The sequence below is a fragment of the Serratia sp. CY33802 genome (assembly GCF_052169095.1).
In the GTDB taxonomy this organism is placed as follows: Bacteria; Pseudomonadota; Gammaproteobacteria; order Enterobacterales; family Enterobacteriaceae; genus Serratia; species Serratia bockelmannii.
In genome coordinates this window covers 695,019-709,741 of the sequence record NZ_JBJNLL010000001.1, presented here as the reverse complement: position 1 = coordinate 709,741, position 14,723 = coordinate 695,019, and the positions used below count along the sequence as shown (strand labels likewise).

Genomic DNA, 14,723 nt, shown 5'->3' with positions numbered 1-14,723 from the left:
TGGCCTCCCCTTTCAGGATGAGTGAACCTTAAGCCTAGCCCACATGCGGTTTCGTCTCAATTAGCAAACAATTCTCATTATCAAACGACATGTTATACTCACCGCCAAACGAACTATAAGGAGATCCCCGTGACTACCGAAGCCCCTCGCTCACGCGCCCCCTACCTGATCGCCGTCAGCCGCGTACAGGACATTACGCCGCACCTGCGCCGCATTACCTTTACCGCCCCCGATCTGCGTTACTACCCGGCCAATGCCGCCGCTGCACACATCAAAGTCTTTTTGCCGCTCGCCGGCCAGACGCAGCCGGACCTGCCGACGCTGACCGAAAACGGCCCGCGTTGGGCCGCAGATGCCGTACGCCCGATCGTGCGCACCTATTCCATCCGCGCCGTGCGCCCGGAACTGGCGGAAGTAGACATCGAGTTCGCCATTCATGACCATCAGGGCCCGGCGGTCGACTTTGCGCGCCAGGCGAAAGCCGGCGATAAAATCGGCATCAGCAACCCAGGCGGCCCCAAACCGATGCTGCCGGCCGCCGATTTCTACTCCCTGGCGGGCGATCCCTCCTCACTGCCTGCGCTGGCCGCGCTGTTGGAAAACCTGCCGCCGCACAGCGCCGGACGCGCTTTCGTCCGCGTCGACAGCAACGCTGACGTCATTGACCTGAAAAAGCCTGCCGGCGTTGAGGTGAATTGGGTTGTCGGCGGCACAGAGAAAACCGACGAATTGGTCGCTCGGTTCCGCGCGCAATCCGTGCCGCAGAGCGATACCCACTTCTGGCTCGCCGGTGAAGATCGCCTGGTGGTAGAGCTGCGCCGCTACCTACGCCGTGAACGTCAATGCGATCGTAATCGTCTTTATGCTGTGCCTTACTGGCGTGAGGGGCTAAATGAAGAGGGTTACCACAATAAACGGCATGAAATCATGGATAATATTGACGACTGATCGTCTCATTTTCCTTGATTAACCGAGTACTAAACAAGTAAACATGACTTTTCTCAAATCTAACGTTAAAACTTGGCGTTATTGCGTAAAAGTAAGTAAATAAAACCGCACCCCGTGCGGTTTTTTTGCTACCCTGATCACATAAAGCAAGCAATTGCTTTCTCAGATAAAAACAACATCACACCGGCGCCGTGGGTGTATCCTAATATAAAATACCTACTGGAAACGCAGAGTTGCCGTATCACGGCAACCGGCGCTGACGGGCTACGCTGTTTGAGAAGGAGTGCCACCCTCATGAAGTCGCAACACGATCCTGGCCGATCCACCAAATCTCGCCACACCGAATACTCTCTGATCTTCCCTATCGCCGCGTTGGTAGTGCTAAATCTATGGGGTAGCACCGATAACTTTCCGCTAATCGTCGGCATCAATATTCTCGCGCTGGTGGGGATCCTCAGCAGCGCCTTCAGCGTGGTGCGCCACGCCGACGTGCTGGCCCACCGATTGGGCGAACCCTACGGCTCGCTGATCCTCAGTTTGTCGGTGGTGATCCTCGAGGTCAGCCTGATTTCCGCGCTGATGGCCACCGGCGACGCCGCACCGGCGCTGATGCGCGACACGCTGTATTCCATCATTATGATCGTTTCCGCCGGCCTGGTCGGTTTCGCGCTGCTCCTCGGCGGGCGCAAGTTCGCCACCCAGTACGTCAACCTCGGCGGCATCAAACAGTATCTGATGGCGATTTTCCCGTTGGCGGTGATCGTGCTGGTGTTCCCGAGCGCGCTGCCTGGCGGCAACTTCAGCACCGGGCAAGCGCTGCTGGTGGCGTTGATCTCCGCCGCCATGTATGGCGTGTTCCTGGTGATCCAGACCAAAACCCATCAGAGCCTGTTCGTGTACGAGCATGAAGACGACGATGGCGATCCGCATCACGGCAAGCCCTCTTCGCACAGCAGCGCCTGGCACGCCGCCTGGCTCATCGTGCACCTGATCGCAGTGATCGCCGTCACCAAGTTCAACGCCAATCCGCTGGAAGGCCTGCTGACCAAGATGAATGCACCGGCGCAGTTCACCGGTTTCCTGGTGGCGCTGTTGATCCTGTCGCCGGAAGGTCTGGGCGCGCTGCGCGCCGTGTTGAACAATCAGGTGCAACGCGCCATGAACCTGTTCTTCGGTTCGGTGCTGGCGACCATCTCCCTGACCGTGCCGGCGGTGACCATCATCGCCACCCTGACCGGGCAGACGCTGATCTTCGGCCTGCAAACGCCGCATATCGTGGTGATGCTGACGGTGCTGCTGCTGTGCCAGCTGTCGTTCTCGACCGGCCGCACCAACGTGCTGAACGGCACCGCCCACCTGGCGCTGTTCGCCGCCTACATGATGACTCTCTTCGCCTGATCAAAAAGGGGCGCACTCTGTGCGCCCCTGCCTTCGTTATACCGAGAAGAATATCGCCGCGGCGATCCCCCCGAACAAAATCCACTTGATGATGTAATAACCGGTGCGGTTCCAGGCCTTCAGGCGTTTCCCCACCCGGCGTATCGCATAGATGTATTTGAACATCTTGTTGACGCCGCCGGTGCGATCGCCCTCTTCATTCGGCGCGGTGGCGGCGCTCATCAGGTTGCGCCCCAGCCAGTGATTCACCGCCTGCGCCCAGCGGTAGCGCATCGGCCGTTCGATGTCGCAGAACAGGATCAGACGATTCTGCCCGCTCTGGTTTTCCGCGTAGTGCAGATAGGTTTCATCGAACATCACCCCTTCACCGTCGCGCCAGCTGTAGCGCTCACCGTCCACCTCAATGAAGCAGCGGTCATCGTTGGGGGTAATCAACCCCAGGTGATAACGCAGCGAACCGGCATAAGGGTCGCGGTGACGCGGCAAACGGCTGCCGTCCGGCAGTTCGGCGAACATCGCCGCCTTGACCGAAGGCAGGCTGCGCAGCAGTTCCGTGGTCTGCGGGCACAGGGTCATAGCGGAAGGATGGCTGTCTTCATACCATTTCAGGTAAAAGCGCTTCCAACCGGTCTTGAAGAACGAGTTGAAACCGGCGTCGTTGAATTGATCGGACGCCTTGATCTGCTGGATCTCCATCAGCTTCTGTCCTTCGTCGCGGATGGTTTCCCAGTTCTCCCGCAGTACCGCCAGCTCAGGGAACTGCTCCGGCTTCAGGTACGGCGTGGTCGGCACACGGGAAAACAGATACATGAAAACGTTCAACGGTGCGGTAAAAGTGGAATGGTCAGACAGCTGTCGCCACACGTTGTAGCGCACCCGTCCGCGGTAATGCACATAGACGACGCATAAAATAAGCAAAATCAGAATGATGTATTTCATGTTTGAATCGCATCAAGGAACCCACACGCTATGCGCCGCGCGGCGCACACCCCAGATAATGTCCTTTTGGCGGCACAGGCAAATTGCGCGCCAATCTGGAACCCATTAATCATTAACGCTAACTCAACGAAAATCTATACAGAAAACCACAATAATTTACACAAAGGTTAAACGAGAGAGGAAATTGCGGAGATAAAAAAGGCCGCCGAAGCGGCCTTTCCATTAGCGGATAGGTTAACTGTAAGCGTTGAGCGTGCGCTGGCACAAAGCGGAACGCACGCAGTCCTGTTTTTCAAAGCGGATAACGCCGATCATCTCGTCCTCTTCGAAGCGTTCCAGGGCATCGCTGAGGCCGGATTTCACGCCGCGCGGCAGGTCGCACTGGGTCACGTCGCCGTTAACGATAACCGTCACGTTTTCCCCCAGGCGGGTCAGGAACATTTTCATCTGGCTGGCGGTCACGTTCTGGGCTTCATCCAGGATAACGACCGCATTTTCGAAGGTGCGTCCGCGCATGTAAGCAAACGGTGCAATCTCTACCTTGCCGATTTCCGGGCGCAGGCAGTACTGCATAAAGGAAGATCCTAAACGACGTACCAGAATGTCATACACCGGGCGGAAATAAGGGGCGAACTTCTCGGAGATATCCCCCGGCAAGAAACCGAGGTCTTCATCCGCCTGCAAAACAGGACGGGTAACGATAATCCGATCCACCTCTTTATGGATCAGCGCCTCCGCCGCCTTGGCGGCGCTGATAAATGTTTTGCCACAGCCCGCTTCGCCGGTGGCGAAGATCAGCTGCTTATTCTCTATGGCTGATAAGTAATGACCCTGAGCTTCGGTTCTAGCCTCGATGGGTGAGCTATCGCGCTTGTCTCGCGCCATGCCGATAGACTCGACTCCCCCCATTTGCACCAGCGAGGTCACAGACTCTTCTTCCAGCTGGCGATGACTACGAGCGTCACGACGAATAACGCGTTTCGCTTCACGACGTGCTTTGATCACTGCTTTCTGTCTACCCATAGTGGCACCTTACAGTTTGTTTCACCTACCGCAACGGCCAGGCCGTGCGATTATGTTTCACACACGTATTAGGTTTTGGCCTCCTCCGAGCCAATGAGAGCCAAGGGACAATGTGAATTGACGGCAACGCTTAAGCGCCGTTTTTTCACGGGACAACGCGGACTGCATCAATAAACGTGGAGTAAAAAGTGGTGAGATTCGGTAGCGATAAGAGTGCGGAGTTGCCGGTAAAAGAGAGTCGGAGAGAGAACCCTCGTTACAACGAGAAATCAGGGGAGATGTGTTATTTTTTCTTTCCAGCCCAACCAAGGACTTTACCATTAGCGATCCCCGCAGTGATATTTACAGCTTCAAGCTGTGCACCGTGTGAAAACTACCGCCAGATGATTACAGTATAATGACATTCAATCCTGTCGCGTTACTAAAATGTAAAAAAATTTATATTTTTTGTTTTTAGTTATCGCTAAAACACTATATCACGCACGACACGTCATTCCACAAGAATTTATAATCTATAAATATCAATAAATTATAATTAAACAGTGCGAATGACACTTTGGTTTCCTGATTAAATTTCGCACACCACAAAAGCGCACGCGGTGCGTGCTTTTTAATCCATAGGCCAGGTGTTGAATTGAGTTTCGACGCTCAATCTTCCGTACGGCAGGCAAAACAAAGTAAAACGAGGCAGGCGATCCCGCCTCGTCATTTCGGGTTCAGGCCTTGAGCAGGCCGCTGGCCAGATAGTCACCGTTCTCTTTCGCGCCCGGCAGCACGAAGAAATACCCGCCGCCAATCGGCTTGATGTATTCCTCCAACGCTTCGCCGTTCAGCCTTTTTTGCACCGTCAGGAAGCCTTTCTCCAGATCGGCCTGATAGCAGACAAACAGCAGCCCCATTTCCAACTGCCCGGCATTGGATACCCCCAGCGAATAGCTGTAGCCACGCCGCAGCATCAGGTTGCTTTGGTTTTCCGGCGTACGGGGGTTAGCCAATCGAATGTGCGCATCCATCGGGATCACCTTACCGTCGGGATCGTTCGCGTAATTCGGCTCGTCATGTTCATGCTTCATGCCGAGCGGCGCACCGCTGTGCTTCTCGCGGCCGAAAATGGTTTCCTGCTCCTGCAGCGGCGTGCGATCCCAAAACTCGACGCGGAAACGAATAATGCGCGCCGCCTGATAGCTGCCGCCGGCCGTCCACGCCGGTTCACCAACGCTGTCGCCGACCCAAACCACTTTATCCATCAGCGATTTGTCGTCGGTCTTCGGGTTGGCGGTGCCGTCTTTGAACCCCAACAGGTTAATCGGCGTCTCTTTGCCTTTGCTGCGCGCCGCGTGCGCGGAGATGAACCCTTCCCGCTTCCAGCGCACGCTGAGCAGATCCGGCGAGTGCTTGATGATATCACGCAGCGCGTGGAGAGCGGTTTCGTTGGTGTTGGCGCAGATCTGCAGCAGCAGGTCGCCGTGGCAAAGCCCGGCGTCCAACGCATCGTTGGGGAAGCGGGTCATTTTCTGCAATTTCAGCGGTTTGTGCGCCTGCAGACCAAAGCGTTCGTCGAACAGCGATGCGCCGACCGAGACGGTGATGGTCAGGTTGTCCGGGTAAATCTCCGGCCCCATGATGCCGGAATCGAGCGGTGGTAGTTTGGCGTCCACCTCCGGCGCCTTGCCGCCGTGAGTCAGGAAGGCGATGCGATCGGTCAGTAGCCGGAACAGGCGCTCCAGCCCCGCTTTGTCGGTCGCCAGCACATCGAACGCCACCAGCATCATCGCCGCCTGTTGCGGCGTCAGCACCCCGGCCTGATGGCGGCCATAAAACGGCTGCTTCTGCCAGCGCTCATCCTGCGGCGTCGCCAACGGCTCCGCCGCTTTGTCCGCCGCCTGCGCCAAGCGGGTGCCGCCCAGTGCCAGTGCGCCCAGCCCCAGCCCTTGCAGCAAACGGCGCCGCGAAGGCGATGCCGCCCCCTGAGAGTGCGGATGAGGCCCGTTATTCGGGCCTACCTTGTTGCTCATAACCTTATGCCTCAGTCCAGACCCAACACGCCGCGCAGTTGGGAAAGATCTTCCGCCAGCGTGGTGATCGGCCCTTTCAACGCATTGCGATCGGCATCGGTCAGCTTCTCATAGGACTCATAGCCGTCTTTGGTTTGGTACTTCGCCAAGATGGTGTCCACGGTTTTGAAGTTGGCGTCGATCTTGTCCAGCAGCGGCTTATTGGCCTTGACCAGCAAAGGACGCAGCAGGTTGACTATCTTCTGCGCGCCGTCGACGTTGGCCTGGAAGTCCCACAGGTCGGTGCGGCTGTAGCGGTCTTCTTCACCGCTGATCTTGCTGGCCGCCACCTCTTCGATCAGCCCGGCTGCGCCGCCCACCACCTTGCTCGGCGGGAAGGTCAGTTCACTCACGCGCTTTTGCAGCTCTACGGTGTCGTGGTATAGGCGATCGGCGTAGGCGCCCATGTCTTTGGTGGAGTTGTCGGCAAACAGCGCCTTCTCGAGGCGGTGGAAACCGGTGAAGTTCGGATCCGCCGATTTCTTCTCGTAGTCGTCCTCACGGGCGTCGATGCTGCCGTCCAGATCGGAGAACAGCTCGGCGATCGGCTCGATGCGCTCATAGTGCTGGCGGGTCGGCGCGTACAGCTTGCGCGCTTGCTCCACGTTACCGGCCTTCACCGCGTCGGTGAACAGCTTGGTCTGTTTCACCAGCCCATCGACTTCTTTGGTGACGTAGACTTTGTATTCGGCGATCGGGCCAACCAGATCCAGCGCGCTCGGCTTGCCGTCGGTAGCGCCGTTGGCCGCCGCAGTGACAATCAGTTTGCCTTTCGGATTGCTCAGCAGCCCGCAGGTCATGTCATATTCGCCCGCTTCCAGCGTGGCGGTCATTTTCTGGGTGAAGCCCGGCGCGATGTTTTCGCGCTCTTCCACCACCATCACCCCTTTCAGGATTTCCCATTCGACGTTTTTCTGGCTGGTGTTATGCACCACAAACTGCGTTTTGCCGGCTGGCACCGTCAGCTGCATCGGTTCGCACTGCTTGTCGTTGACCGTGACCTTGACCTGCGGCACGTCCGCCGCCAAGGCGTCGATGCTCAGCGCAAACGCCGGGATAGCCAGTAATGCTGCGTGCAACGCCTTGCGGCGAAATAACGGAGTAGACATACGAGATTCCCTATTAAACATTAATGATTGATTTTACGTTGCGCCGGGGCCGCTGCCGGCTCCGCGCGCTGCGGCAGGAAAAAGAAAATCAGCGCCGGGATCAGATACAGGAAGTAGACCGCCACTTCGCTGACCGTCGGGGCTTCCTGATAACCGAGAATGCCTTCCAGCAGGGTGCCGAACAGAGAATGGGTCGACAGGGTGTTGCTGAAATCGAAGGCGATGTCCTGGAAATGGTTCCACAGACCGGCTTCGTGGAAGGCGCGGATCGCCCCGGCGGCCAGGCCGGCGGCGACGAACAAAATGAACAGGCTGGTCCATTTGAAGAATTTGGCCAGGTGCAGCTTCACCCCGCCCCAGTAAATCATCATGCCCAGCACGATGGCGGCAACCAGCCCGAGCACCGCACCGATCGGCGCCGCGGCGCCCACGTCTTGCTGAAACGCCGCCAACAGGAAGAACACTGACTCCAGCCCTTCTCGCGCTACGGCGAAGAACACCATCGCCACCAGCGCCCAACCCTGCCCTTTACCGGCGTTAAGCGCCTGATCGATCGCGCCTTCCAGATGCACCTTGACCGATTTGGATACCTTACGCATCCAGAACACCATATAGGTGAGGATCAGCACCGCCACCACCGCCACGATGCCTTCAAACAGCTCCTGCTGTTTTTGCGGGAACTCGCCGGTGGTCTCATTGATGAAGATGCCGAGCGCCAGACACAGCGCCGCGGCGACAATCACGCCGATCCACACCGCACCGAGCCATTGGCTGCGCTGCGTGCGTTTCAGGTAGCTGGCGATCAGGCTGACGATCAGCGCAGCCTCCAGCCCCTCGCGGAACATGATAAGAAAGGGAACAAACATAAATAAACACCCCTGAAAAGACCGCGGCGGCAGAGAAAACTGACTCAAAATGAGCGGCGGCAACTCTGTAAAGAAACGTAAAATACAACGAGAGTGATTATCATTCTGCCAAGAAGAAATACAAGAGGCGCAAGCGTGATTTTTTCTAATCAAATGTCGCCAGGTGTTACAGCTGAGTGACAGTGGCGAACAGGCAAAAAGAAGGGGCGCTCTGCGCGCCCCTTGCTGACTGACATCGAACGGCGTTATACCGTTTTGTACTCGGCTTCCGCCTGATCGAAACGTTCGGTCATGGTGGTAGACGGCTGGCGACCCATCAGGCTCACCACCACAATGGCCAGACAGCCCAGGAGGAAGCCCGGGATGATTTCGTACAGGCCCAGCCATTCGTACTGTTTCCAGACGATCACCGTCACTGCACCGACCAGCATGCCGGCCAGCGCGCCGTTGCGGGTCATGCGCGACCACATCACCGAGATCAGCACAACCGGGCCAAAGGCGGCGCCGAAACCGGCCCAGGCATAGCTCACCAGGCCCAGCACGCGGTTCTCCGGGTTGGCCGCCAGCGCGATGGCGATCAGCGCCACCACCAGCACCATCACGCGGCCGACCCACACCAGCTCACGCTGGCTGGCGCCCTTGCGCAGAAATGCCTTGTACAGGTCTTCAGTGATCGCACTGGAGCACACCAGCAGCTGGCAGCTCAGGGTACTCATGACCGCCGCCAGAATCGCCGACAGCAGCACGCCCGCCACCCATGGGTTGAACAACAACATCGCCAGTTCAATGAACACGCGTTCGCCGTTCTGCGACACGTTACCGGCTTGATCCGGGTTATTGGCGAAGTAAGCAATGCCGAAGAAACCGACGGCGATGGTGCCGGCCAGGCACAGGATCATCCAGGTCATGCTGATGCGACGCGCGCTGCGGATGGTGCGGTGAGAATCCGCCGCCATGAAACGCGCCAGGATATGCGGCTGGCCGAAGTAGCCCAGGCCCCAACCCAGCAGCGACAGGATGGCGACGAAGTTCAGCCCCTTCAGCATGTCAAGGTTGGCCGGGTTCTGTGCCTGGATCACCAGCATCGAGGTATCGATGCCGCCGACGGCGAAGATCACGATCACCGGGGTCAGGATCAGCGCGAAAATCATCAGGCTGGCCTGCACGGTGTCGGTCCAGCTCACCGCCAGGAAACCGCCGATAAAGGTGTAGAGGATGGTCGCTGCGGCGCCGGCCCACAGGGCGGTTTCGTAGCTCATGCCGAAGGTGCTTTCGAACAGGCGCGCGCCGGCTACGATGCCGGAGGCGCAGTAAATGGTGAAGAACACCAGGATAACGATGGCCGAGATCACGCGCAGCAGCTTGCTGTTGTCTTCAAAGCGGCTGGTGAAATAGTCCGGTAGCGTCAGGGCGTTGTTGTTGGCTTCGGTATGTACGCGCAGCCTTCCTGCCACCAGCTTCCAGTTCAGGTAAGCGCCGATGGTCAGGCCGATAGCGATCCAGCTTTCGGAGATGCCGGAGAGGAAGATGGCGCCCGGCAGGCCCATCAGCAACCAGCCGCTCATGTCGGAAGCGCCGGCGGACAGCGCGGTCACCACGCTGCCCAAACTGCGGCCGCCGAGAATATAGTCATCAAAGTTGTTGGTTGCCCGGTAGGCAAGCAGGCCGATCAGCACCATCCCGAAAATGTACACCAGGAAGGTCACCAGCATAGGTGTGCTCATTGTCATTTAATTCTCCACTTTCATTATTATTCGCGTTTCGCTCCGGCCAAGCCGGCGCCGGTAAACCCACGCGCAATGCATTTCACTGGCCGCCGCGCCGGAACGTGGCGCAGCCTGCGAGCAAGTGCAGGTAAAATAGTTTCTGCCCGTAATTGTTGACCGTCGGTTATCCTAGATGAGCCTTTCATCAACCAACAAGATATTTAACAACAAAGTTACACAAAGTTTACCCTGCGTCACATTTACCGGGCTCAAAGGTTGCACTCACGACAAACAAAATGAGTTGCACCCTGCTATTACCCTCATATACCGCAAGGTAAAGCGCCTGCGGCGTAATAAACCCCGCCGCGTTCGCTCAATAACGCAACATTCGTGCCAACTGCCTGTGTTAAAAAATCGATGAAACTCACACTTCGTTCATCCGCCTGATTTAACAAGGTTGCACAAAGTTGCAACATGCAGGATATTGTCTGCATTCTTGACACCACACATCACACGAACCTATCCCAACAGGCTTTCCAGCCTGCTGTTTGTCTAGCCTGATGGGATAGGTTCTAAACACAGGAGTTGGATAGGCATGGGCACTACCACAATGGGCGTGAAACTCGACGAGGCAACACGCGACCGGATCAAGAGCGCCGCGCAGCGCATCGATCGCACGCCGCACTGGCTCATCAAGCAGGCCATCTTTAATTACCTCGAGCGTCTCGAGAGCGGTACCGATATTCCTGAAATTCCAGCGCTGGCCGCTGCGGGCCAGCCTGAAGCGGACGACATTATGCCGCAAGCGCAGGAAGAGTCACACCAGCCATTCCTCGATTTCGCCGAACAAATTCTGCCGCAATCGGTGACCCGCGCCGCCATCACCGCCGCCTATCGTCGCCCGGAGACCGAAGCGGTGCCGATGTTGCTCGAACAGGCGCGATTACCTGCCGATCTTGCTCAGGCTACTCACAAAATGGCCTACGGCATCGCCGAGAAGTTGCGTAACCAAAAAAGTGCAAACGGCCGCGCCGGCATGGTGCAAGGCCTGCTGCAAGAGTTCTCCCTCTCCTCGCAGGAAGGCGTAGCGCTGATGTGCCTGGCGGAAGCGCTGCTGCGCATTCCGGACAAACCGACCCGCGATGCCCTGATCCGCGACAAGATCAGCAACGGCAACTGGCATTCGCACCTCGGGCGCAGCCCGTCGCTGTTCGTCAACGCCGCCACCTGGGGCCTGCTGTTCACCGGCAAGCTGGTGTCGACCCATAACGAAGCCAATCTGTCCCGCTCGCTGAACCGCATTATCGGCAAGAGCGGCGAGCCGCTGATCCGCAAAGGCGTGGACATGGCGATGCGCCTGATGGGCGAACAGTTCGTGACCGGCGAAACCATCGCCGAGGCGCTGGCCAACGCGCGCAAGCTGGAAGAAAAAGGTTTCCGCTACTCCTACGACATGCTGGGCGAAGCCGCCCTGACCGAGGCCGACGCCCAGGCCTACCTGGTTTCCTACCAGCAGGCGATCCACGCCATCGGCAAAGCCTCCAACGGCCGCGGCATCTATGAAGGCCCCGGCATCTCCATCAAATTGTCCGCCCTGCACCCGCGCTACAGCCGCGCGCAGTACGAACGCGTGATGGAAGAGCTTTACCCGCGCCTGCTGTCGCTGACCCTGCAGGCACGCCAGTATGATATCGGCATCAACATCGACGCCGAAGAGGCCGACCGACTGGAAATCTCGCTCGATCTGCTGGAGAAGCTGTGCTTCGAGCCGCAGTTGGCCGGCTGGAACGGCATCGGTTTCGTGATCCAGGCCTACCAAAAACGTTGCCCGTTCGCCATCGACGCGGTGATCGACATGGCGCAACGCAGCCGCCGTCGCCTGATGATCCGTCTGGTGAAAGGCGCTTACTGGGACAGCGAAATCAAACGCGCCCAAATGGACGGCCTGGAAGGTTATCCGGTTTACACCCGCAAGGTGTACACCGACGTATCCTACCTGGCCTGCGCCCGCAAGCTGCTGTCGGTGCCGAACCTGATTTATCCGCAGTTCGCGACCCACAACGCCCATACGCTGAGCGCCATTTATCACCTGGCCGGCAATAACTACTACCCTGGCCAGTATGAGTTTCAATGCCTGCACGGCATGGGTGAACCGTTGTACGAACAGGTAGTGGGCAAAGTGGCCGACGGCAAACTGAACCGCCCTTGCCGCATCTATGCACCGGTCGGCACCCATGAAACGCTGCTGGCTTACCTGGTGCGCCGCCTGCTGGAAAACGGCGCCAACACCTCGTTCGTCAACCGCATCGCCGACGCCACCCTGCCGCTCGACGAGCTGGTGGCCGATCCGGTCAGCGCCGTGGAAGCGCTGGCGGCCAGCGAAGGCCAGATTGGTCTGCCGCATCCGCGCATTCCGCTGCCGCGCGAGCTGTATGGCGAGAAACGTACCAACTCCAGCGGCCTGGATCTGTCCAACGAACAGCGTCTGGCCTCACTCTCCAGTGCCCTGCTCACCAGCGCTAGCCATCCATGGCGCGCGGAACCTATCATCGATGCCGAGTTGGATCAGGGCGTCGAGCAGCCGGTGATCAACCCGGCAGAGCCAGGCGATGTGGTCGGCTACGTGCGTGAAGCCACCGAAGGCGAAGTCAGCCGTGCGCTCGACGCCGCCGCGGCCGCCGGCCCAATCTGGTTCGCTACGCCGCCGACGGAGCGCGCCGCGATCCTCGAACGCGCCGCCGAACTGATGGAAAGCCAGCTGCAAAGCCTGCTGGGCATTCTGGTGCGTGAAGCGGGTAAAACCTTCAACAACGCCATCGCCGAAGTGCGCGAAGCGGTCGACTTCCTGCACTACTACGCCGGCCAGGTGCGCGACGACTTCGCCAACGACAGCCACCGCCCGCTGGGCCCGGTGGTCTGCATCAGCCCGTGGAACTTCCCGCTGGCGATCTTCACCGGCCAAATCGCCGCCGCGCTGGCGGCGGGCAACAGCGTGCTGGCCAAACCGGCCGAGCAAACGCCGCTGGTGGCCGCGCAGGCGGTGCGTATCCTGCTGGAGGCCGGCATTCCGCAAGGCGTGCTGCAACTGCTGCCGGGCCAGGGTGAAACCGTCGGCTCAACGCTGGTTAACGACGCCCGCGTCCGCGGCGTGATGTTTACCGGCTCCACCGACGTCGCCGGCATTCTGCAGCGCAGTATCGCCGGCCGTCTGGATCCGCAAGGCCGTCCGACGCCGCTGATCGCCGAAACCGGCGGCCTGAACGCCATGATCGTCGACTCCTCCGCCCTGACCGAGCAGGTGGTGACCGACGTGGTGGCCTCCGCCTTCGACAGCGCCGGCCAACGCTGCTCCGCGCTGCGAATCCTGTGCATTCAAGAAGACGTGGCCGAGCACACGCTGCAAATGCTGCGCGGCGCGATGGCCGAATGCCGCATGGGCAATCCGGAGCGCCTGTCGACCGACGTGGGCCCGGTGATCGACGCCGAAGCCAAAACCGGCATCGAACGCCACATCCAAGCGATGCGTGCCAAAGGCCGCAAGGTGTACCAGGCCGCCAAAGGCAGCGCGCAGGATGAGAAAGAGTGGGCGCGCGGCACCTTCATCAAGCCGACGCTGATCGAGCTCGACAGCTTCGACGAGCTGCAGAAAGAGATCTTCGGCCCGGTGTTGCACGTGGTGCGCTTCCAGCGCAACAATCTGGACGCGCTGGTCGATCAGATCAACGCCGCCGGTTATGGCCTGACGCTGGGCATTCACACCCGTATCGATGAAACCATCGCCCGGGTGACCGAACGTGCCAAGGTCGGCAACCTGTACGTCAACCGCAACATGGTCGGCGCAGTGGTCGGCGTGCAGCCGTTCGGCGGCGAAGGCCTGTCAGGCACCGGCCCGAAAGCCGGCGGTCCGCTGTACCTGTACCGTCTGCTGGCCAACCGCCCGGACGACGCGCTGCAACGTACGCTGCACCGTCAGGACGAAGAGCGCCCGATGGAAGCCACCGCACGGCCGCAGCTGCTGGGTGCGCTGCAATCGCTGGAGAAATGGGCGGTCACCAGCCAACACGGCGAACTGGCGGCATTGGCGCAGCGCTATGCGGAACTGGGCCAGGGCGGCACCGTACGCCCGCTGCCGGGCCCAACCGGCGAGCGCAATACCTATGCCCTGTTGCCGCGTGAACGCGTGCTGTGCCTGGCGGATAACGAAACCGACGCGCTGACCCAGCTGGCCGCCGTGCTGGCGGTTGGCAGCTGCGTGCTGTGGCCGGAAGCGGAACTGCAGCGCAATCTGTTCCGCCGCTTGCCGAACGATGTGCAGGCGCGCATCGCCTTCAGCAAAGACTGGCAGCAGGATAAGGTCGAGTTCGACGCCGCCATCTACCACGGCGATGCCGACCAGCTGCGCACCCTGTGCGAGCAGATCGCGCAGCGCGGCGGCGCCATCGTTTCGGTGCAGGGCTTCGCCCACGGTGAAACCAACATCCTGTTGGAACGCCTGCTGATCGAACGTTCGCTGAGCGTCAACACCGCCGCCGCCGGCGGTAACGCCAGCCTGATGACCATCGGTTAACGCATCGCCAAGGCGGCCATGCATGGCCGCCTGATTGGCTCACCGCTACGCAAACCCTGCACTCGTGCAGGGTTTTTTATTGTCCGCAGGCCGATCAGCCGTTAGCGCCTTAT

9 protein-coding genes are annotated in these 14,723 nt (G+C 59.2%); 3 read left to right on the top strand and 6 right to left on the bottom strand.

All coding sequences use genetic code 11. From position 1 onward, the window contains the following. Nucleotides 1-129: 129 nt before the first annotated feature. On the top strand, nucleotides 130-948 hold the full coding sequence (locus ACJ8HA_RS03335) for a siderophore-interacting protein (RefSeq protein ID WP_025303228.1): 819 nt from the start codon (nucleotides 130-132) through the stop codon (nucleotides 946-948). Between the two features lie 294 nt (nucleotides 949-1,242). Beyond that, nucleotides 1,243-2,346 (top strand): sodium-potassium/proton antiporter ChaA, encoded by a 1,104-nt coding sequence (gene chaA / locus ACJ8HA_RS03330; protein ID WP_442515202.1) that lies wholly within the window; start codon nucleotides 1,243-1,245, stop codon nucleotides 2,344-2,346. A 36-nt stretch (nucleotides 2,347-2,382) separates the two neighbouring features. Here the strand turns inward: chaA and lpxO are convergent, their stop codons facing one another. From lpxO to putP, 6 genes are all read right to left on the bottom strand, one after another. Next, nucleotides 2,383-3,285, bottom strand: a complete 903-nt coding sequence (gene lpxO / locus ACJ8HA_RS03325; protein WP_025303230.1) for a lipid A hydroxylase LpxO — start codon at nucleotides 3,283-3,285, stop codon at nucleotides 2,383-2,385. A gap of 234 nt (nucleotides 3,286-3,519) precedes the next feature. After that, a complete protein-coding gene (gene phoH, locus ACJ8HA_RS03320; protein ID WP_015378226.1) occupies nucleotides 3,520-4,308 on the bottom strand; it encodes a phosphate starvation-inducible protein PhoH in 789 nt (262 codons plus the stop codon). Between the two features lie 716 nt (nucleotides 4,309-5,024). Further along, nucleotides 5,025-6,323, bottom strand: a complete 1,299-nt coding sequence (efeB, locus tag ACJ8HA_RS03315) for an iron uptake transporter deferrochelatase/peroxidase subunit (RefSeq protein ID WP_442515201.1) — start codon at nucleotides 6,321-6,323, stop codon at nucleotides 5,025-5,027. A gap of 11 nt (nucleotides 6,324-6,334) precedes the next feature. Continuing rightward, nucleotides 6,335-7,471, bottom strand: a complete 1,137-nt coding sequence (gene efeO, locus ACJ8HA_RS03310; protein WP_043138585.1) for an iron uptake system protein EfeO — start codon at nucleotides 7,469-7,471, stop codon at nucleotides 6,335-6,337. A 20-nt stretch (nucleotides 7,472-7,491) separates the two neighbouring features. Beyond that, nucleotides 7,492-8,337, bottom strand: coding sequence for an iron uptake transporter permease EfeU (gene efeU, locus ACJ8HA_RS03305; protein ID WP_049209047.1), 846 nt, complete (start codon nucleotides 8,335-8,337; stop codon nucleotides 7,492-7,494). Between the two features lie 245 nt (nucleotides 8,338-8,582). Further along, on the bottom strand, nucleotides 8,583-10,067 hold the full coding sequence (gene putP, locus ACJ8HA_RS03300) for a sodium/proline symporter PutP (protein WP_049295847.1): 1,485 nt from the start codon (nucleotides 10,065-10,067) through the stop codon (nucleotides 8,583-8,585). A gap of 571 nt (nucleotides 10,068-10,638) precedes the next feature. Here putP and putA point away from each other — a divergent pair. Further along, the gene (gene putA, locus ACJ8HA_RS03295) at nucleotides 10,639-14,610 is read left to right on the top strand and encodes a trifunctional transcriptional regulator/proline dehydrogenase/L-glutamate gamma-semialdehyde dehydrogenase (RefSeq protein WP_025303235.1); all 3,972 of its coding nucleotides are present in this window, start codon (nucleotides 10,639-10,641) and stop codon (nucleotides 14,608-14,610) included. The last annotated feature ends 113 nt before the right edge of the window (nucleotides 14,611-14,723 follow it).

Excerpts from the sequence above, each read along its gene's own strand:
- chaA (WP_442515202.1), top strand. The coding sequence starts at position 1,243 with ATGAAGTCGCAACACGATCCTGGCCGATCCACCAAATCTCGCCACACC.
- lpxO (WP_025303230.1), bottom strand. The coding sequence starts at position 3,285 with ATGAAATACATCATTCTGATTTTGCTTATTTTATGCGTCGTCTATGTG.
- phoH (WP_015378226.1), bottom strand. The coding sequence starts at position 4,308 with ATGGGTAGACAGAAAGCAGTGATCAAAGCACGTCGTGAAGCGAAACGC.
- efeB (WP_442515201.1), bottom strand. The coding sequence starts at position 6,323 with ATGAGCAACAAGGTAGGCCCGAATAACGGGCCTCATCCGCACTCTCAG.
- efeO (WP_043138585.1), bottom strand. The coding sequence starts at position 7,471 with ATGTCTACTCCGTTATTTCGCCGCAAGGCGTTGCACGCAGCATTACTG.
- efeU (WP_049209047.1), bottom strand. The coding sequence starts at position 8,337 with ATGTTTGTTCCCTTTCTTATCATGTTCCGCGAGGGGCTGGAGGCTGCG.
- putP (WP_049295847.1), bottom strand. The coding sequence starts at position 10,067 with ATGACAATGAGCACACCTATGCTGGTGACCTTCCTGGTGTACATTTTC.
- putA (WP_025303235.1), top strand. The coding sequence starts at position 10,639 with ATGGGCACTACCACAATGGGCGTGAAACTCGACGAGGCAACACGCGAC.